This window comes from Vreelandella aquamarina (genome assembly GCF_044805175.1).
GTDB classification, from domain to species: domain Bacteria; phylum Pseudomonadota; class Gammaproteobacteria; order Pseudomonadales; family Halomonadaceae; genus Vreelandella; species Vreelandella aquamarina_B.
Genome location: NZ_CP085232.1, coordinates 577,383 through 597,164 on the forward strand (window position 1 = coordinate 577,383; position 19,782 = coordinate 597,164).

General features: G+C 56.6%; 17 protein-coding genes and 3 tRNA genes. 15 read left to right on the forward strand and 5 right to left on the reverse strand.

Annotated elements, in window-relative coordinates:
* The first annotated feature begins 15 nt into the window (after positions 1 to 15).
* Positions 16 to 1,305, forward strand: coding sequence for a phosphopyruvate hydratase (gene eno / locus LG300_RS02730; RefSeq protein ID WP_404376895.1), 1,290 nt, complete (start codon positions 16 to 18; stop codon positions 1,303 to 1,305).
* Positions 1,306 to 1,796: 491 nt separating this feature from the next.
* On the opposite strand, the gene fdxA is transcribed toward eno, so the two are convergent.
* Both fdxA and mutS read right to left on the reverse strand, forming a co-directional pair.
* A complete protein-coding gene (fdxA, locus tag LG300_RS02735) occupies positions 1,797 to 2,120 on the reverse strand; it encodes a ferredoxin FdxA (protein ID WP_404376896.1) in 324 nt (107 codons plus the stop codon).
* Positions 2,121 to 2,280: 160 nt separating this feature from the next.
* The gene (gene mutS / locus LG300_RS02740) at positions 2,281 to 4,848 is read right to left on the reverse strand and encodes a DNA mismatch repair protein MutS (protein WP_404376897.1); all 2,568 of its coding nucleotides are present in this window, start codon (positions 4,846 to 4,848) and stop codon (positions 2,281 to 2,283) included.
* Positions 4,849 to 4,969: 121 nt separating this feature from the next.
* Between mutS and LG300_RS02745 the strand changes: the two genes are divergently transcribed.
* The 9 genes from LG300_RS02745 to LG300_RS02785 all read left to right on the forward strand — a co-directional run bounded on the left by LG300_RS02745 (position 4,970) and on the right by LG300_RS02785 (position 12,118).
* Complete coding sequence (locus LG300_RS02745; RefSeq protein WP_404376898.1) at positions 4,970 to 5,494, forward strand: CinA family protein; 525 nt, start codon at positions 4,970 to 4,972, stop codon at positions 5,492 to 5,494.
* Positions 5,495 to 5,582: 88 nt separating this feature from the next.
* The gene (gene recA / locus LG300_RS02750; protein ID WP_404376899.1) at positions 5,583 to 6,644 is read left to right on the forward strand and encodes a recombinase RecA; all 1,062 of its coding nucleotides are present in this window, start codon (positions 5,583 to 5,585) and stop codon (positions 6,642 to 6,644) included.
* Positions 6,645 to 6,682: 38 nt separating this feature from the next.
* On the forward strand, positions 6,683 to 7,144 hold the full coding sequence (locus LG300_RS02755) for a regulatory protein RecX (protein ID WP_404376900.1): 462 nt from the start codon (positions 6,683 to 6,685) through the stop codon (positions 7,142 to 7,144).
* 146 nt (positions 7,145 to 7,290) lie between these two features.
* A complete protein-coding gene (alaS, locus tag LG300_RS02760) occupies positions 7,291 to 9,900 on the forward strand; it encodes an alanine--tRNA ligase (RefSeq protein ID WP_404376901.1) in 2,610 nt (869 codons plus the stop codon).
* Between the two features lie 106 nt (positions 9,901 to 10,006).
* A complete protein-coding gene (locus LG300_RS02765; RefSeq protein WP_404376902.1) occupies positions 10,007 to 11,257 on the forward strand; it encodes an aspartate kinase in 1,251 nt (416 codons plus the stop codon).
* Between the two features lie 190 nt (positions 11,258 to 11,447).
* Positions 11,448 to 11,636: a carbon storage regulator CsrA gene (gene csrA / locus LG300_RS02770; RefSeq protein WP_039180068.1), complete on the forward strand. Its 189-nt coding sequence runs from the start codon at positions 11,448 to 11,450 to the stop codon at positions 11,634 to 11,636.
* A 124-nt stretch (positions 11,637 to 11,760) separates the two neighbouring features.
* Positions 11,761 to 11,853: transfer RNA gene (locus LG300_RS02775), tRNA-Ser, on the forward strand.
* A 30-nt stretch (positions 11,854 to 11,883) separates the two neighbouring features.
* Positions 11,884 to 11,960, forward strand: a tRNA-Arg gene (locus LG300_RS02780).
* 81 nt (positions 11,961 to 12,041) lie between these two features.
* A tRNA-Arg gene (locus LG300_RS02785) sits at positions 12,042 to 12,118 on the forward strand.
* Between the two features lie 177 nt (positions 12,119 to 12,295).
* Here the strand turns inward: LG300_RS02785 and LG300_RS02790 are convergent.
* Positions 12,296 to 13,300 carry a tRNA dihydrouridine synthase gene (locus LG300_RS02790; protein ID WP_404376903.1) on the reverse strand — a complete coding sequence of 335 codons (1,005 nt, stop codon included), beginning with the start codon at positions 13,298 to 13,300 and terminating at the stop codon, positions 12,296 to 12,298.
* A 127-nt stretch (positions 13,301 to 13,427) separates the two neighbouring features.
* Here LG300_RS02790 and LG300_RS02795 point away from each other — a divergent pair, with 127 nt between their 5' ends.
* The 3 genes from LG300_RS02795 (at position 13,428) to LG300_RS02805 (ending at position 16,921) form a co-directional block, all read left to right on the forward strand.
* Complete coding sequence (locus LG300_RS02795) at positions 13,428 to 13,685, forward strand: OadG family protein (RefSeq protein WP_404376904.1); 258 nt, start codon at positions 13,428 to 13,430, stop codon at positions 13,683 to 13,685.
* A 91-nt stretch (positions 13,686 to 13,776) separates the two neighbouring features.
* Positions 13,777 to 15,585: a sodium-extruding oxaloacetate decarboxylase subunit alpha gene (oadA, locus tag LG300_RS02800; RefSeq protein ID WP_404376905.1), complete on the forward strand. Its 1,809-nt coding sequence runs from the start codon at positions 13,777 to 13,779 to the stop codon at positions 15,583 to 15,585.
* A 13-nt stretch (positions 15,586 to 15,598) separates the two neighbouring features.
* Positions 15,599 to 16,921, forward strand: a complete 1,323-nt coding sequence (locus LG300_RS02805; protein ID WP_404376906.1) for a sodium ion-translocating decarboxylase subunit beta — start codon at positions 15,599 to 15,601, stop codon at positions 16,919 to 16,921.
* Positions 16,922 to 16,996: 75 nt separating this feature from the next.
* Here the strand turns inward: LG300_RS02805 and LG300_RS02810 are convergent, their stop codons facing one another.
* Both LG300_RS02810 and LG300_RS02815 read right to left on the reverse strand, forming a co-directional pair.
* Positions 16,997 to 17,614, reverse strand: a complete 618-nt coding sequence (locus LG300_RS02810; RefSeq protein ID WP_404376907.1) for an IMPACT family protein — start codon at positions 17,612 to 17,614, stop codon at positions 16,997 to 16,999.
* Between the two features lie 29 nt (positions 17,615 to 17,643).
* Positions 17,644 to 17,979, reverse strand: coding sequence for a LexA family protein (locus tag LG300_RS02815; RefSeq protein WP_404376908.1), 336 nt, complete (start codon positions 17,977 to 17,979; stop codon positions 17,644 to 17,646).
* Positions 17,980 to 18,401: 422 nt separating this feature from the next.
* Here LG300_RS02815 and ccmA point away from each other — a divergent pair, with 422 nt between their 5' ends.
* Positions 18,402 to 19,022 (forward strand): cytochrome c biogenesis heme-transporting ATPase CcmA, encoded by a 621-nt coding sequence (gene ccmA / locus LG300_RS02820; RefSeq protein WP_404376909.1) that lies wholly within the window; start codon positions 18,402 to 18,404, stop codon positions 19,020 to 19,022.
* 7 nt (positions 19,023 to 19,029) lie between these two features.
* On the forward strand, positions 19,030 to 19,770 hold the full coding sequence (gene ccmB / locus LG300_RS02825; protein ID WP_404377966.1) for a heme exporter protein CcmB: 741 nt from the start codon (positions 19,030 to 19,032) through the stop codon (positions 19,768 to 19,770).
* Positions 19,771 to 19,782: the final 12 nt, after the last annotated feature.

The following is a 19,782-nucleotide window of genomic DNA, read 5'->3' on the forward strand; positions in this document are numbered from 1 at the left end:
CCAAAGGACACTGTCATGACCAAAATTGTTGAAATCAGTGCGCTGGAAGTGCTCGATTCGCGCGGTAACCCCACCGTTCAGGCAACGGTTCGCCTGGAGAGCGGTGCTGTGGGCGTTGCCTGCGCGCCCAGCGGAGCTTCTACTGGCTCCCGTGAAGCGCTTGAGCTGCGCGATGGCGACAAGGCACGTTACCTCGGCAAAGGCGTTTTAAAAGCCGTTGAGGCCGTGAATGGCAAGATTCGTGATGCGTTGTTGGGCATGGATGCGCGGGACCAGCGCGGTCTGGACAACGCCATGCTGACGCTGGATGGCACGGATAACAAAGCCACTCTGGGGGCTAACGCGATTCTGGCTGTTTCTCTGGCGGCGGCAAAAGCGGCGGCAAACGCCAAAGGCGTGCCGCTGTATGCCCATATTGCCGAGTTATACGGCCAGCCGGGCAAGTACAGTATGCCAGTGCCGATGATGAACATCCTGAACGGCGGCGAACACGCGGATAACAACGTGGATATCCAAGAGTTCATGGTGCAGCCGGTAGGCGCCGCGAACTTCCGCGAAGGTCTGCGTATGGGTGCGGAGATTTTCCACGCGCTGAAAAAAGTGCTCTCTGCCAAAGGCCTCTCTACCTCGGTGGGCGATGAGGGTGGCTTCGCGCCGAACCTAGCCTCTAATGCCGACGCCCTGGCAGTCATCAAACAGGCCGTTGCCGATGCGGGCTACACCCTGGGCAGTGACGTTACGCTAGCACTCGACTGCGCCTCCTCCGAGTTCTACAAGGATGGCCAGTACAACCTCTCCGGCGAAGGCAAGAGCTACGACGCCGAAGGCTTTGCTGACTACCTGGCAGGCCTGTGCGCGGAGTACCCGATCGTCTCTATTGAAGACGGTATGGACGAGTCCGACTGGGCGGGCTGGAAAGCGCTGACCGATAAGCTGGGTGATAAAGTGCAGCTGGTAGGGGACGACCTGTTCGTGACCAACACCAAGATCCTTAAACGCGGGATCGACGAGCAGATCGGCAACTCCATTCTGATCAAGTTCAATCAGATTGGCTCGCTGTCTGAAACGTTAGACGCTATCAAAATGGCCCAGGACGCAGGTTTCACGGCGGTTATTTCTCACCGTAGCGGCGAAACCGAAGACACCACCATTGCCGATTTGGCGGTGGGTACTTGTGCGGGCCAAATTAAAACCGGCTCGCTGTGCCGCTCTGACCGCGTGGCGAAGTACAACCGCCTGTTGGTCATCGAGGCTGAGCTTGGCGATGTGAACTACCCCGGTTTGAAAGCGATTAAGGGTCAGTAAGCGCGTAACCTGTACCTGCTCGTAAGAGATCTCTCAAGTTTTTGTAAGAGATCTCTTACAAATGCCGACGACATTCGCTCGGAATGCTGTAAGAAAAAACGAAATTCTTCACTAATCTTAGTTTAAGTAATTGAATTTAAACGTTTTTTTAAAATAGGTGAGCCACTCGGGCTCGCCTATTTGCGTTTTATGGCCGCTTGAGAACTCGTGTTGTTCTGCCACAATGCACTCAGGACAAGGGGAGGCAAGGATGCTTCAGGCAGGATGCAACGGGATGTAAGCAGGTGCGCCAGGTGATACAGAGATGTGAGTCCTGGCAGGGAAGTTGCCTGAGGAGGTTGACACAGGGAGTGGTCAGAGGAAGTGCTTGGAGCGGGCGACCTACGGGTCGCCTTTTTTTTATGCGCGATAGCTGGCGGCTTTTCTGGCCGTTAAAAAAACCAGCGTGAACGCTGGTTTTCTCAAACGTACCGGTATGGTTGCTAGAATGATTAACGCTCCAGCTTTTCAAGCTTACCGGTTTTGCCATCCCACTCTTCAGCGTCGGGCAGCGGGTCTTTCTTCTCGGAGATGTTGGGCCACACTTCGGCAAGCTCCGCGTTAATTTCGATAAACTGCTCCTGGCCATCCGGCAGCTCATCTTCTGAGAATATGGCCTCGGCGGGGCACTCCGGCTCACACAGGGCACAGTCGATGCACTCGTCCGGGTGAATTACCAGGAAATTGGGGCCTTCGTAGAAACAGTCGACCGGGCACACTTCCACACAGTCGGTGTATTTGCATTGGATGCAGTTCTCGGTAACGACAAACGTCATCTTGCTATCCCTCTTGCTAGACCGAGAAGCCTCCCGGTCATGGTCAATCGTGAATGGTTATAAATCAGCGGTTTTTTATAAGTTAAAAAGCATGGGCGACATTCTAGTGGTGCCCTTACTTGGCGGCAAGCGCTCGTCGCCATCTGTTAATTCGATTTCGCTATAGCAGCTCACGCCACTGGTACAACAATGCCAACGCTTCCCGAGGCGATAAATCGTCGATATCGGCCTTGCCAAGTGCTTCCACCACTGGGTGGGGCGCGCTGGCGAAGAGATCGTTCTGCTGCGGTGTCTGTTGATTCGAGGTCGGGCGCTGCTGCTCCTCCACATCCCGCTGCTCTAATGTCATTAGCTTTTCACGGGCACGGCGAATGACATGGGTGGGCACTCCTGCCAACTGTGCCACCTGCAACCCATAGCTTTGGCTAGCGGGGCCTGACTCAATGCGGTGCATAAACACGATGCTGTCGCTATGCTCGGTGGCGGTGAGGTGAATATTGGCGACCCCTTCTATTTGCTCAGGCAGCGCGGTCATTTCAAAGTAGTGGGTAGCAAACAGTGTTAGTGCTCGCGCTTTCGCTAAGTGCTCAGCACTAGCCCAGGCCAAGGAGAGGCCATCGAAGGTGCTGGTGCCGCGGCCAATCTCATCCATTAGTACCAAGCTATGCTCGGTGGCATTGTGCAGAATGTTAGCGGTTTCGGTCATTTCCACCATAAAGGTAGAGCGTCCACCCGCCAAGTCATCCGAGGAGCCAATGCGGGTAAAGATGCGGTCAACTGGGCCAATCTCGGCGGCATCGGCGGGTACGAAGCTGCCGCTATGGGCCAGCAGGGCGATCAGTGCCGTTTGGCGCATGTAGGTTGATTTACCGCCCATATTAGGGCCGGTGATAATCAGCATGTGCTGCTTGGGCGTTAGCATAACATCGTTGGGCACGAACGGCGTGTCGCTCACCTGTTCGACCACCGGGTGCCGTCCGGCGGTAATGGTAATGCCGGTCGCGTCCACTAGCTGCGGGCGTACCCAGTTAAGCGCGTCGGCACGCTCGGCAAAAGCACACAGTACATCCAGCTCAGCCAGCGCGCGTGAGGTGTTTTGTAGCTCGTGCAGCTGGGCGTTGAGCTCGGCTAGCAACTGATCATAGAGCCACTTTTCCCGCGTCAGCGCCCGCGACTTGGCGGAGAGTGCTTTATCCTCGAACTCCTTCAACTCAGGAATAATAAAGCGCTCAGCGTTTTTCAGCGTTTGACGGCGGATATAGTCGGCTGGAGCGTGCTGCGCCTGGGCGCGGGGTAGCTCGATAAAATAGCCGTGTACACGGTTATAGCCGACTTTAAGGTTGGCAAGGCCGGTGCGTTCGCGCTCGCGTAGCTCTAACCGAACGAGGTAGTCGCCGGCGTTTTCGGCCATGCCGCGATGCTCATCCAGCTCGGCATCGAAGCCTTCCGCGATGACGCCGCCATCGCGAATGACCACGGGCGGATTATCGACCAGCGCGCGCGTCAGGGTATCGGCCAGTTCAGGGTAGGGGCGAATGTGAGGTTTTAGGCTATCTAAGGCGCTACCGCTATCAGTATCGGCCAGCAGAGCTTCCAGCGTGGGGAGCGTTGTTAAGGCATCCCGTAGCCGCGCCAAATCCCGTGGGCGAGCGCTGTACAAAGCAACGCGGGCGAGAATGCGCTCCACGTCACCGACATCGTTAAGCGCGTCGCGCAGGCTCATATAGGCGGCATCGATAGAGAGCAGGGCAACGCCTGCCTGGCGGCCTTCGACAATCGCCCGCTGGCGCAGCGGGCGGTTCAACCAACGCTTTAAAAGCCTTGACCCCATCGCGGTAGTGCAGGTGTCCAGCACGCTGGCCAGGGTGTTATCGCTGGTGCCGCCAAGGTTGGTGTCGATCTCTAGGTTGCGGCGGCTGGCCGCGTCGATGACCACCGCATCATCACGGTTCTCCACGCTGATTGCGGTTACATGAGGAAGACGCGAGCGCTGAGTGTCGCGGGCGTAGTCAATCAGCACGCCAGCGGCGATCAGTGCGGTAGATAGGTGTGCACAGCCAAAGCCGCGTAAGTCGTTAACTTCAAACTGATCGCACAGGCTGCGGGTAGCGCTCTCCAAGTCAAACAGCCACTCGCCCTGGCGACGCAAGCTGCGTTTTTGCGACCACGCATCAGGCAGAGTCAGGCTCTCAGGCACCAGTAGCTCAGCTGGGGAGAGACGGGTTAACTCCGCAAGCATCTCCGCTTCGCTCTCGACTTCCAATACGTTAAAACGCCCGCTGGAGAGTTCAAGCCAGGCAAGCCCCCAACCCTCTTTGCCGGGGGCGACGGCCACCAGGACGTTATCCCGCCGGGCATCCAGCAGGGCTTCATCGTGCAGCGTGCCGGGGGTCACGATGCGTACGACTTGGCGTTCTACAGGGCCTTTACTGGTCGCTGGGTCGCCGATTTGCTCGCAAATCGCCACCGACTCGCCGCTTGCCACTAGGCGGGCTAAATAACCTTCCGCGCTATGGTAAGGCACCCCGGCCATGGGGATGGGTTTACCGCCTGATTGGCCGCGCTGGGTTAGGGTAATATCCAGCAGCGCAGCGGCGCGTTTAGCGTCGTCGAAAAACAGCTCATAAAAATCCCCCATCCGATAAAACAGCAGTACCTCGGGGTGATCGCGCTTAATGTTTAGGTATTGCGCCATCATTGGCGTATGAGCGGGGCTGGCCTGTGACATGGGCGTCCTGATTGAGCGTGGCGCAAGCGCAGGGCTTACGGCATGTTCGTTGGGCAATTTCGTTGAGAAAGCTAAACGCAGTATTCTACGCTACCCTAAGGTCTTACATGAAGGAGTCACCATGGCCCCCAGCATTTCTAGCCTCAAAAATCTTGATTTATCTCTGCTTGCCCAGCGGTTGGGGCGGCTATGCCGCCAGTTAGGCGTTGAAGTGACGACCGCCGAGTCCTGCACTGGTGGTGGCATTGCGAGTGCCATTACCTCGGTGGCCGGAAGCTCGGCGTACTTCACGACGGGCTATATTACCTATTCTAACGCTGCTAAAACCCGTCTGCTTGGCGTGGAACCTGCCACGCTTGAAGCGCATGGTGCCGTGAGTGAGGCCGTAGTGAAGGCTATGGTGGCGGGGGGATGCCGTGAAAGTGGTGCCGACTTTGCAGTTTCGGTGAGCGGTGTGGCAGGGCCGGAGGGCGGCAGCGACGAAAAACCGGTGGGTACCGTATGGATTGCTTGGGGCAGTGCTGAACAGCAGCAGGCCGAGTGCTTTCACTTCCCCGGCGACCGCCAGGCGGTGCGTGAGCAAGCAGTACGCGAAGCGCTAGCTGGCTTGGTGGCCCGGCTGAGCGCCCAAGCGAACAAGAAATAATCGTTAAAGTTGCCGCTGAGGATTTGTTTAGCCGCTAATCTTTGGCATACTACTGGCTAATTATACAGTTTTTATGAGGAATCTCCGCATGGCTCAGGAAGACAACCGCACAAAGGCGCTTAATGCCGCACTCAGCCAAATTGATCGCCAGTTTGGTAAAGGGACCGTTATGCGCCTTGGCGATGCGCCCCGCATCGTCATGCCGTCTGTCTCCACCGGTTCCCTAGGGCTGGATATTGCCCTCGGCATCGGTGGTTTGCCGTTTGGTCGTGTCGTCGAAATCTTTGGCCCGGAGTCGTCGGGTAAAACCACTTTGACGCTCTCGGTCATTGCCCAGGCGCAAAAACAGGGTAAGGTGTGCGCCTTTGTGGATGCGGAGCACGCGCTGGACCCCAGCTATGCAGAGAAGCTAGGCGTCAACCTGGACGACCTGCTGGTTTCCCAGCCGGATACCGGTGAACAGGCGCTGGAAATCACCGATATGCTGGTCCGCTCCGGCGGTGTAGATGTGATTATCATCGACTCCGTGGCTGCACTGACTCCGCGTGCGGAAATTGAAGGCGAAATGGGCGACTCCCACGTTGGCCTGCAGGCGCGCTTGATGTCCCAGGCGCTGCGTAAAATCACCGGCAACATCAAAAATGCCAACTGCCTAGTGGTCTTCATCAACCAAATTCGTATGAAGATCGGCGTGATGTTCGGTAGCCCCGAAACCACCACTGGCGGTAACGCGCTGAAGTTCTACTCCAGCGTGCGCTTGGATATTCGCCGGACAGGCTCGGTGAAGTCGGGCGATGAAGTCACCGGCAACGAAACCCGCGTGAAAGTAGTGAAAAACAAAGTAGCGCCACCGTTCCGTCAGGCCGAATTCCAGATTCTGTATGGCAAGGGCATCTACCATGCGGGTGAGGTGATTGATCTTGGCGTGCAGTGCAGCTTGGTCGATAAAGCGGGCGCTTGGTACAGCTATAAAGGCAATAAGATCGGCCAGGGTAAAGCCAATGCGGCGCAGTACCTGGAAGAGCATCCCGAGATCATGGACGAAATTGAAACCCAGATCCGTGAGCAGCTGCTAGCCAAGGCCGAGCCGAAGAAGGAAGAGACGCCTGCCGCCGATGTGGCCGCTGATAGCGATGATGACCTGCTCTAAGCTGCTGGCTTCACGACGTTCGCTGCCAGGGGAGTGTCATGTTCCCCTCTAACGCGGATGCCTCCCCACGGGAAGTAGCTATTCAACTGCTAGCTCGGCGCGAGTACTCCCGCGCTGAGCTAGCGCGTAAGCTGCGGCAAAAATCCTTTGATGACGATGACATTGCCGCTTGCCTGGACGCCTTGGCCGAGCAGTCGCTACAGTCAGATACGCGCTTTGCTGAAAGCTTTATCCGCTCGCGGATTGCCAGGGGGCAGGGTGTGATTCGCATTAAAGGCGAGCTACGCCAACGCGGAATTGACCAGGAAACGCTAACCGCAGCGCTAGCAGCCGTAGAAGAGCGTGAAGCCGTGGATTGGTTTGAGCTTGCTCGGGAAACGCTGGAAAGGCGCTTTTCCACGCCAAGCGAGAACCCCAAAGAGCGTGCTAAGCGCGAACGCTTTTTAGCAACCCGTGGGTTTGACTTCGAGCAAATCCGCTATGCACTTTCCTGTTTATAATCCCTCTCTAGAGCCGCTTGTTTGGGCTCTGCCACTAACTGCGGCTTTAGTCGTTTGACAACTGCGTTATAATGGGTCCTTTGCGACCCCAATGGGTGGCGGCGACAGCGCCCTGGGGCATCACGCTTTCTTGTTACGGATACCCTATGAAAAGCGCAGAGATCAGACAGGCCTTCCTATCGTTTTTTGAAGAGCAAGGGCATACGGTTGTGCCTTCCAGCTCGCTGGTGCCGGGCAACGACCCGACGCTGCTGTTCACCAATGCGGGCATGGTGCCCTTTAAGGATGTATTCCTTGGCCGCGACCCGCGCCCCTATGTCCGCGCCACCTCTGCCCAACGCTGCGTGCGTGCAGGCGGCAAGCACAACGACCTAGATAACGTTGGCTACACCGCCCGTCACCACACTTTCTTTGAGATGCTAGGTAACTTCAGCTTTGGCGACTACTTCAAGCGTGACGCCATTCGCTTTGCCTGGACTTTCCTGACCGAAACCCTGGGGCTGCCCAAAGAGAAGCTGTGGGTCACGGTACATATCAGCGATGACGAAGCCGAGCGCATCTGGAAAGAGGAGATCGGGATCGACCCCGAGCGCTTCTCCAAGCTGGATGAGGACAACTTCTGGCAAATGGGTGACACCGGCCCCTGTGGCCCCAGTTCCGAGATCTTCTTCGATCACGGCCCTGAAGTGTGGGGTGGCCCGCCCGGAAGCCCGGAAGAAGACGGCGACCGCTACATCGAGATTTGGAACCTCGTCTTCATGCAGTTTGAGCGCGATGCCCAGGGCACCCTCAACCCGCTGCCCAAGCCTTCTATTGATACCGGTATGGGCCTGGAGCGCGTGGCTGCCGTCATGCAGGGCGTGCACTCCAATTACGAAATCGACCTGTTCCAACAACTGCTCAAGGCTGCTGCTGACGCCACCGGGCATAGCGACACCACCACGCCGTCGCTGCGCGTGATTGCCGACCACATTCGCTCCTGCGCGTTCTTAATTGCCGATGGCGTGCTGCCCTCCAATGAAGGTCGCGGTTACGTACTGCGTCGGATCATTCGCCGGGCAATTCGCCACGGCCACAAGCTGGGCGCATCCGAGCCGTTCTTCCACAAGCTGGTTGCCGCGTTGGACGCCGAAATGGGCGATGCTTACCCTGAACTGCGTGATGCCAGCGAACAAATCGCCCGTGTGCTGCTAAAAGAGGAAGAGCAGTTCGCGCGCACGCTGGATCACGGCATGGGTCTACTGAACGCAGCGCTTGAAGAGCTTCAAGGCGATGTGCTGCCTGGCGAAACCGTGTTCAAGCTGTACGACACCTACGGCTTCCCGTTTGATTTAACGGCAGACGTTTGCCGCGAGCGTGAAGTGACGCTGGATGAAGCAGGCTTTCAGCGTGAGCTTGAGGCCCAGCGCGAGCGCGCACGCGCTGCTAGCCAGTTCGGCGCTGATTACTCCGCGTCGATTGAGCTGGATGGCGAAACTCAGTTCACCGGCTATGAGCTGCTGAACGACCAGGCTACTGTAACCGCGCTGGTAGATAGCGAAGGCAACGCCCTGGCGGCGCTGGAAGCTGGCCAGAAAGGCACGGTAGTGCTGGATCGCACGCCATTCTACGGGGAGTCCGGCGGGCAGGTAGGTGATACCGGCTACCTGCACGTTGAAGGCGGCCGCTTCCAGGTCACCGACACCCAAAAACAGAGTGGTCACCACCTTCACCAAGGGGTGATGGTCGAGGGCACGCTGAACGTCGGTGCCAGCGTGCGCGGGGAAGTCGATGCCAGCCTGCGCAGTGCTACGGTTCGCAACCACTCAGCTACCCACCTGCTGCATAAAGCGCTGCGTATGGTGCTAGGTGATCATGTCCAGCAGAAGGGCTCGCTGGTCAACGCTGAGCGCCTGCGTTTTGACTTTAGCCACTTTGAACCCATGACGGCCGAACAGCTTGCCGAAGTAGAGCGCATCGTCAACGAGCAGATTCTCGCCAACGCGCCCACTAAAATTGAGCAGATGAGCCTGGCGGACGCCAAGGCCAAAGGCGCGGCTGCGCTGTTCGAAGCCAAGTACGCTGATAATGTGCGCGTGCTGACCATCGGCGCTGATGATTTCTCCATCGAGCTATGCGGCGGTACACACGTCAGTCGTAGCGGCGATATTGGCTGTTGTCACGTGGTGAGCGAAGTGGGCATTGCCTCTGGCGTACGCCGTATCGAAGCGATCACTGGTGAAAACGCGTTGGCCTACTTCCGCGAGCAGGAAGCGCGTGTGCAGCGCCTTGGCGAGCGCCTGAAAACCAAGCCCGAGCAGGTAGAAGCCCGTGTGGATGCGCTGGTGGAGCGCAATCGTAGCCTGGAGAAAGAGCTTGAGCAGCTCAAGGCGAAGCTCGCCAGCGCTGCCGGTAGCGATATGCTTAGCCAAGTGCAAGAAGTAGGCGGTGTGAAGCTGCTGGTAACGGAGTTGGAAGGCGTATCAGGCAAAGACCTACGCGGCGTGCTGGATCAGCTGAAAAACAAGCTGGGTTCTGGCGTCATCATGCTTGGCACTGCCGATAAAGCAGCGGGCAAGGTCAGCCTGATCGCTGGGGTAACTGCGGACTTAACTGACCGCGTGAAAGCGGGCGAGCTGGTCAATCATGTGGCTTCCCAAGTTGGCGGTAAAGGAGGCGGCCGCCCTGATATGGCCCAGGCGGGCGGTAGTCAGCCCGATGCGCTGCCGGATGCGTTGAACAGTGTTCCGGCTTGGCTAGAAAACACGCTTCGCTAAATAGAGGGGCCGGTGGCATTATTTGCTACCGGCCTTTTTGCTAGTTAGGAAAATTAGCAATAACAATATTCACCCTCCATTCCCGAACGTAAAGGAAAAACGGCATATGGCATTATACGTACAGAAGTTCGGCGGCACCTCGGTGGGCTCTGTCGACCGTATCAAGGCCGTGGCGGAAAAAGTTAAAGGCTTTCGCGACCAGGGGCACCAAGTAGTTGTCGTTGTCTCTGCGATGAGCGGAGAAACCAATCGCCTGACCGATATGGCTCACTCCCTGAACGATGACCCCGCCCCGCGTGAAATGGACATGCTGCTCTCGACAGGTGAGCAGGTAACCATTTCTCTGCTGGCCATGGCGCTGCAGCAAATCGGTGTGCCGGCGACTTCGCATACAGGTGCCCAGGTAGGGATTCACACCGATAGCGCCTACACCAAAGCGCGTATTCAGCGTATTGAAACGGATGATCTTAAATCTGACCTGGATGCAGGCAAGGTGGTGGTGGTTGCTGGTTTCCAGGGTGTCGACGAAGACGGCAATATCACCACGCTAGGCCGTGGCGGCTCTGACACGACCGGAGTGGCGCTTGCCGCTGCCCTGGGGGCCGATGAGTGCCAAATCTATACCGATGTAGATGGTGTTTACACCACCGATCCCCGCGTATGCTCCAGGGCGCAGCGCCTTGAAACTATCACCGTAGAAGAGATGCTCGAACTCGCCAGTTTGGGTTCCAAAGTACTGCAAATTCGCGCTGTTGAATTCGCCGGTAAATACAATGTGCCGCTGCGGGTACTGTCTAGCTTTGAAGACGGCCCAGGCACCCTGATTGTTGCTGATTCAGACCAAGACGAGGACTCCATGGAAGAACCGCTAATCTCCGGTATCGCGTTCACTAAGAACGAAGCTAAGCTCACCCTGCTGAACACACCGGATGTCCCCGGTGTGGCGTCACGCATTTTGGGCCCGATTGCCGACGCCAATATTGAAGTCGATATGATTGTCCAGAACGTGGCACCAGCTGGCGATTACACTGACTTTACCTTTACCGTGGCGAAAGGCGACTACAAGGCTACTAAAAAGCTATTAGAAGAGACTGTCATTCCTGACCTGGGCGGCGGCGAGCTGCGCGGCGACGACAACATTGCCAAGGTGTCGCTGGTAGGCGTGGGTATGCGTTCTCACGCGGGCGTTGCCTCTAAAATGTTCCGCGTATTGGCCGATGAAAATGTCAATATCCGTATGGTTTCCACCTCAGAAATTAAGATTTCTGTTGTGATTGACGAGAAACACATGGAACTGGCAGTTAACGCCTTACACAAAGCGTTTGGTCTCGATAGGTCCGATATCGAATCTGAATAACAACTGTGACCTAAACCTTCTACGCTGAAGGGACTCGCTGCCGTGTGGTGGTGAGCTTTCTTTCAACGGGAGGTTAGGGTGTCATAGGGCCAAAGCCATTGGTGCAAGCGCCACCATGCCGCATAATGGCGTGGTGGCGCTGCTGGCGGACACATCCCGTTGTATAAAACGTCTGAGAAGGAGATCAGCCATGCTCATCCTAACCCGCCGCGTTGGCGAAACATTGATGATTGGTGATGAAATCACCGTCACAGTGTTAGGTGTGAAAGGTAATCAAGTGCGCATTGGTGTGAACGCACCAAAAGATGTCGCGGTACACCGTGAAGAAATCTATCAGCGTATTCAGCGTGAACGTAATAGCGAAAGTGAAGCCGAATAAATGACTGCCGTTATCACGCTCATTAGAGGGCGTTTAAACGGTGAATGGTAGTCGGCGCGAAAAAAATCGGAATAAGACTGGACACCAGTCGCCAGAATCGGTAATATTCGCGCCGTGCCGTTGAGGAGAGGTGGCCGAGTGGCTGAAGGCGCTCCCCTGCTAAGGGAGTATAGGGTTTATAGCCCTATCGAGGGTTCGAATCCCTCTCTCTCCGCCAACCGCATTATGTAGCATCGCAATTTGATATGCGCCCGTAGCTCAGCTGGATAGAGTACCTGACTACGAATCAGGTGGTCGGAGGTTCGAATCCTCCCGGGCGCGCCAAGTTGCAAAAGTAAGTATTTGATGTTACAGTGTTTTCTCTGCTTATCGATTAGTCGTTGTTTGATAAGCATTGACTGACAAGCGCCCGTAGCTCAGCTGGATAGAGTACCTGACTACGAATCAGGTGGTCGGAGGTTCGAATCCTCCCGGGCGCGCCAGATTCTAAAAACCCGCTCTCATAGGAGAGCGGGTTTTCTGCTTTCTAGCCTGACTAACGTGGCTCGCGCGTTAGTCTTGCGATCGTGTAAAGCGCCCCCGCAATATTGCGGAAGGGCGCTTTTTTTTGGTCTGACGGCCAGTTGTCTATCTATGGCCGTAAGATATCGCTACTAACCCTACACGGTCTCGTGGGTGACGATGGTAGTGGTGGCTGGGATTAGATTGCTAAGCAGCGTATCTAGATCTGTCAGGCGTTTTAGGCGCTGAAAGTGCTGGTCTGCTTCAGAATTACCTTGGCGCATCTGTGCCAACCACTGTTTCACCAAAGAGACGACGATGCGATCTGGCAGGTGTTGACGCTGTAGCGCGGCATACTCTTGAAGAACGCTGGCGCGCATTTCCCAGGTGGTTTCCGGTAGGCGTTCGCCGCTCTGTTGCCAGTGGCGGATGCGGGGGGCGAGCCATGGGTCAGCCAGCGCGCTGCGCCCGAGCATGACATCTCGGCAGCCAGAGAGCGTGCGTGCTTTCCAGTAATCCTCTAGCGTCCAAATATCGCCGTTAGCCACCACGGGAATGGAAACATGATGGCGTACTTTGCCAATCCACTCCCAGTGGGCAGGTGGGCGATAGCCTTCATCCCGTGTGCGGCCATGTACGACCAGGCGCGCCGCGCCGCCAGCCTCGGTGGCCTGGGCGCAGGCTACTGCTAAGCGCCGATTGGCAAAACCCAGACGAATCTTGGCAGTGACCGGAATTTCACCGTCTAGCGCTTCTGCGACGGCTTTAACTGCCTGATAGACGCGGTCGGGCTGACGTAGCAGCGACGCGCCGCCATCGTGGCGATTCACCAGCTTGGCCGGGCAGCCAAAGTTGAGGTCCACGCTGATCGCCCCTAACGCAAGCGCTTGGCGGGCATTTTCAGCTAACGCCTGTGGGTCGGAACCAAGCAGCTGCAGATGAACCGGCACGCCGCTAGGCGTCGCTACCGGGCGCTCGATGAGTTCGGGGCAGTGTTTGTAAAACACTCGTGGGGGGAGGCGGGTATCCACCACCCGGACAAACTCTGTCACTGACCAGTCAAAACCGGCCTGGCGAGTCAGTAGGTCGCGGGTGAGCGCATCGATAACGCCTTCCATCGGTGCAAGACCGATCTTGCCTTTATGTAGTAAATTAACAACCATGACTTCCACTATGGCGCGATTGCAATCTATCCTGGATGTGGCAGGTTAGTGTATTACCCTCATTGCGCCAAGCGCCGTTAGAGGCATTTGGTGTGCCAATAACCTTATAAAATAAGGAGAATGCGGTATGCAAGAGACGGAGTTGCTCCAAGAGGGTCTTGCCCTGATGGGGTTGGGTATGGGGTTCGTTTTTGTTTTTCTTACTATTTTGGTAATCAGCATGACGCTGATGTCAAAGCTGATTGGTCGCTTTCAGCCTGCTTCAGCCGCAGCACCTGCGGGCCGAAATAGTGTAAAAACAACCGATACTAGCAGTCAGAACGATGAGGTAGTTGCGGTAATTAGTGCTGCAGTGCACCGTTATCGGTCATCTCGCCGGCCATAAACTGAATGTTTTTACGGCTATCTTTAGCTTTACTTGCTATTTTTTTGTTAAATTTACTACAAATTCATAACGCAAACTGTGAGCCACGACCATGAACGAAACAAAACGTCCTCTGGGAATCACTGATGTTGTCCTGCGCGATGCGCACCAGTCGCTTTTCGCTACCCGCTTGCGCTTGGACGATATGCTGCCCATCGCCGAGAAGCTGGATAAGGTGGGTTACTGGTCTTTAGAAACCTGGGGTGGTGCCACTTTCGACGCGTGCATTCGCTATTTAGGAGAAGACCCGTGGGAGCGTATCCGCGCCCTAAAAGAGGCAATGCCGAACACGCCCCAAGCGATGCTGCTGCGTGGCCAAAATCTGCTGGGTTACCGCCATTACGCTGACGATGTGGTCGATAAATTCGTTGAGCGCGCTAAAACGAACGGCGTTGACGTGTTCCGCGTGTTTGATGCCATGAACGACCCGCGCAACCTGGAGCGCGCTATTAAAGCGGTTCGCCAAGTTGGCGGTCATGCACAGGGCACCATTTCCTACACGGTGAGCCCGGTACATACCCTGGATAGCTGGGTAGATCTTGCAAAAACCATTGCCGCAATGGGTGCAGATTCCCTGGCTATCAAGGATATGGCGGGGCTGCTGACGCCATACACAGCGTATGATCTGGTGTCACGGCTGAAAAAAGAACTCTCGATTCCGGTACACCTGCACTGCCATGCGACCACCGGCTTATCCACCTCGACCATCCTGAAAGCGGTGGAAGCGGGCATTGATAACGTCGATACGGCCATCTCTTCTATGTCGATGACCTACGGCCATAGCCCGACAGAGTCTGTGGTTGCCATGCTCAAAGATACCGACCGCGACACTGGGCTCGATCTGGAGCTGCTGGAAGATATCGCAGGCTACTTCCGCGAAGTGCGCAAAAAGTACGCCGCCTTTGAAGGCTCGCTGCGGGGCATTGATTCGCGCATTCTGGTGGCTCAGGTGCCGGGCGGTATGCTCACCAATATGGAGAGCCAGCTAAAAGAGCAGGGTGCCGGCGATAAGCTGGATGACGTGCTGAGCGAAATTCCCCGCGTAAGGGAAGACCTCGGCTTTATTCCGCTGGTGACGCCTACCTCGCAAATCGTTGGCACCCAAGCGGTGATGAACGTCATGATGGGTGAGCGCTATAAGTCGATCTCTAAAGAGGTTCAGGCGCTGCTGAAAGGCGAATACGGCTCCGCGCCGGCTCCCTTTAATGCCGAGTTGCAAAAGCGCGTGCTGGAAGGTGGCGAGCCGATTACCTGCCGCCCGGCGGATAACCTCTCTCCAGAGATGGATAAACTCGCCGCCGAGCTAAAAGAGAAAGCCAGCGCTGACAATATCCGCCTTGCTGACGGCGAGCGGGAAATAGACGACGTGCTGACCTACGCTCTGTTCCCGCAGATTGGCCTGAAATTCCTCAAAAACCGCGACAACAAGGATGCCTTCGAGCCAGCGCCCCAGGCCCCGCAGGCAGCAGCGCCCGCCAAGCCGGAGGCTGCCAGCACTGCCTCGGCACCGGCGGCGGCAGGCGGTCCGGAAACTTACACCGTTAAGCTCAACGGTAAAGCGTACGTGGTCGAAGTCGCTGAAGGGGGTGAAATCGGTGCTATCCAGGAGCAGCCTGCTGCCCAGCCCCAAGAGGCTGCCTCCGCCCCGAGCGGTGTTAGCATCGACGCGCCGCTGGCGGGCAATATCTTCAAGGTGAACGTGCGTCCAGGCGACCAAGTGGCCGAAGGTGACGTGGTGATTATTCTAGAAGCCATGAAGATGGAAACCGAAGTGCGTGCCAGCAGTGCCGGTACGGTATCTAAAGTCAATGTCAGCGAAGGCGATAGCGTCGCCGTTGGCGATGCACTGATTGAGCTTTAAGGGCTACTCGGGAATGGATAAATTAATCACCTTATGGGAAGGCTCTGGGCTTTATAACCTGGAGCTGGGCCAAGCGGTTATGATCCTGGTAGGGCTTGGGCTGCTCTATCTGGCGATCTATAAGAAGTTCGAACCCCTGTTGCTGGTGCCAATCGGCTTTGGCGGTATTCTTGCTAATATTCCTGAAGCTGGCCTTGCCATTTCAGCGCTGGATCAGGCGATTGAAGTCGCCAAGCCCGCCGTGCTGCAGCAAATGGCGGCCGCGCTGGGTGCTACTCTTGACCCGCTGGCCGGTGTCGAGGGTTGGCGCGAAACGCTGAAAGCTATCGCTCACGACTCGGCCGCACCAGATCAACTGCGGGCCGCGAAAGATATCGCGGTGGGTGTCGGCTACAGCGACGGCATGCTCTACAACTTCTATAAAGTGGCTATTGGCTCGGGCATTGCGCCGCTGCTGATCTTTATGGGCGTTGGGGCGATGACCGATTTCGGCCCGCTGCTGGCTAACCCGCGCACGCTATTCCTGGGCGCGGCGGCCCAGTTCGGTATCTTTGCCACGCTGTTCGGCGCGGTGCTGCTCACGTCCATGGGCATTATGGACTTCTCGCTCAACCAGGCGGCGGCGATTGGTATTATCGGCGGGGCGGATGGCCCGACCTCGATTTATGTCTCTAGCGTGCTGGCACCGGAACTGCTCGGGGCGATTGCCGTGGCCGCTTACGCCTATATGGCGCTGGTGCCACTGATCCAGCCGCCGATCATGCGTCTGCTGACCACTGAAAAAGAGCGCAAGATCACCATGACGCAACTGCGTCCGGTCTCCAAGCTCGAAAAAGTGGTCTTCCCGCTGATGCTACTGATTGCGGTAGCGCTGTTTCTGCCGGACGCCGCACCGCTGCTGGGGATGTTCTGCTTCGGTAACCTGATGCGCGAGTGTGGCGTGGTGGAGCGTCTCTCCGATACCGCGCAAAACGCACTGATCAATATCGTGACGATTATCCTCGGTCTCTCCGTGGGCTCAAAGCTCATGGCCGAGAGCTTCCTGGCATTTGAAACCCTGGGAATCCTGGGGCTGGGGATCGTAGCCTTCGGTATTGGCACGGCCGCTGGGGTATTGATGGCCAAGCTGATGAACCTGGTCAGCAAAATGCCCATCAACCCGCTGATTGGCGCGGCAGGGGTTTCCGCCGTACCGATGGCGGCACGTGTTGCCAACAAGGTGGGTTTAGAGGCGAATCCGCATAACTTCCTGTTGATGCACGCCATGGGCCCGAACGTTGCTGGGGTCATTGGCTCGGCGGTGGCTGCTGGGGTGATGATCAAGTACCTGGGTTAAGCAGCTAGTTAGATAGTACTTCTGCCGCTATAGAACGCGGTTTACCGAGCAAGCGCTCGTGTAAGCCGCGTTTTTTTATGCTCGTTGGAGCTCAATACCCGTTTTGAGGCGGTTTTCCAGACCGCTGATGTCTAGCGCCACATCCCGTGGCCAGCCAATGGTCAAGCGAACGCCGTCGCCATCGTACTCCGCCTGCTGAACAGGGAGCGACTGCTCGTCGCACCAGGCGCGGGTTTGCGCTTCATGAGCAAAGCCAACCTTCAATAAATAGCTGTCTCGTTCGATAACTTCTCGGGTGGGTAGTAACTCGAGTCCTGCATTCACCGCCTGTGCATAGGCGCGAGCCAAGCCCCCTGTGCCTAGCTTGGTGCCGCCGAAGTAGCGAATCACCACGCAGCCAATTTCGCCTATTTGGCTGCCTTGCAGCGCTTGGAACATTGGGCGGCCTGCGGTTCCGCCAGGCTCGCCGTCGTCAGAAAAGCCGATATGTGTTTGCTCCCCCGGAGGGCCGGCGATAAATGCGGTGCAGTGGTGGCTGGCGCTGGGGTGGGCGGCTTTAGCGGCCTGCAGTAACGCATCAAAGGCGGCAGTGTTGGGTGCGTGGCACAGCCAGGCCAAGAACTGGCTCTTTTCGACGTCAATCTCGGCGGTGTGCCATGTCTCAGGGGCTAAATTAGGGACTCGATAACGCAAATAGTACTCCCGGCAGAGTAGGTAACCAATTAGTGGTGCCGGGTCTCGGCGGCGTGGTGAGCCACACCCATCACCATGCCCAGCACCTGGATATCGCAATTATGCAGGAAGAGGTCGGGCATGGCTGCATCTTCGGGCCATAAATGAATCCCCAAGCGGCTAATAGAGAGCTGCTTTAACGCAACTTCTCGATGATTAATCGTCGCTACAGCGGTTTCTTGATGAGCATCGTGCTGGTGGCGATGGATAATGATGACGTCGCCATCGAATAGGTTGCAGTCGCGCATACGGTCCCCGCGAATACGCAAAGCGTAAGTGTTGCGTCGGGTGACACGGCGCGGTGTGTTCCCTTGGCGAGTATGCAAAAAGGTGCTGCGTGGCTGTGGGGGATGCTGTAGGTGCTGTGAGTGTTGTATAGATGACGCCACCGGTTGAGGCAGCGTCTGAGCGGATAGGTGAGAAGGTATGTGAGATGGTACGTAAGAAGGTATGTGAGACGTTACCTGCGGGGGTAGGAAAGTCGTCATAGCGGTTCTCCCATGCAGCGCCCGTTGCCAAGGCGTGTGATTGAGTCGATAGCTGTAATTTTATTCTGTGATGTCTATTCATACAGTATTTGTAGTATAAGCCTGTTTTTGCATACAGTTCTAGTACTCTCTTAACACTGGGTTTATCAAATGGAAATTGAGTCAGATCACGCTGCGACCCAAGACCGCAGAGCGCGACTGGCGGGAAAGGGCCTTTCCGTGTAGAGTTCGACCCAAAATCAACGTGCCTGGAGTGTCTTTTGAGCCTGTGCCTACAAGCCCGACAATTGGCCTGTGAACGCGACGACCGTTGGCTGTTTGAAGGGCTCGATCTCGATATTCAAAGCGGTGAGATCGTGCGCATTGAAGGTCCGAACGGTAGTGGCAAAACAACGCTGCTAAAAATACTCTCAGGACAGTTAACCGAATACCGTGGCGAGCTTTTTTGGAACGGCGCGCCGATGCGTCAAGTCCGTGAACATTTTCTCGCAAATTTACTCTATTTAGGCCATGCCCCCGGTGTTAAGGCAGGCCTTTCGCCGCTTGAAAACTTATCGTGGTATCAGGCGCTTAGCGGTGAAGAAGGGAGTGAGCCCGAACGCGAAGCAGCGCTAGCCGCCGTGGGCTTGGCCGGCTTTGAAGATGTGCCCGCAGGGCAGCTCTCTGCTGGACAACAGCGGCGTATCGCTCTGGCACGATTAACACTCACCAAGCGAGCGCTCTGGGTACTAGATGAACCCTTTACAGCGATTGACCGCCAAGGTGTTGCAGCCCTGGAGGCGCAGCTAGTGGCACATGCTCAGTCTGGCGGCTGTGTATTGGTTACCACTCATCACGCATTAACCGAGTCACCTATGCTTAGGCGCGTTCAGCTGGGGTAAGAAGGAGATAGCGTTGCAACGTTCATACGCTCAATCGGGCACCCCTGAGGTTGTTATACAGGAACCCCGGGGCGGTTTGCTGGTGGCAATTAAAGCGACTCTCAAGCGTGATTTAACCCTGATGCTGCGTCGCCGCGGCGAAGTGCTAAATCCATTGGTGTTCTTTGCCCTGGTGATTACCCTGTTTCCCATCGGCATTTCGCCGGATCCAGCGCTGTTAGCGGACATCGCCCCGGGGCTTTTATGGGTCGCCGCACTGCTTGCGGCACTGCTCTCGTTAGATAGCCTGTTTCGCAGTGACTACGACGACGGCAGCCTGGAGCAGCTACTGCTGGCACCCCAGCCCTTGGCTGCGCTAGGGCTAGCCAAAGTAGCGGTGCACTGGCTACTCACTGGTTTACCACTGGCGCTTATGGCACCGCTGCTAGGCATTATGCTGGCGCTACCCGCGGGGAGCTATGCGGTTTTGGCGCTATCGCTGGCACTGGGTACCGCCAGTTTAAGCCTGATCGGTGCCATTGGGGCTGCACTCACTGTAGGGCTTGCACGGGGGGGGGTACTGCTCTCCTTGCTGGTGCTGCCACTCTATATCCCGGTGCTTATTTTCGGCGCAGGTGCCGTGCAAGCCGCTATTTTCGGTGAAGGCATGGCGGCGCATCTGGCTATTCTGGGGGCTCTATTAGCACTTTCGCTGATGTTAGCGCCCTGGGCGATCGCTGCATCGCTACGCATTAGCATCAACGGTTAAAGGACGGAACTA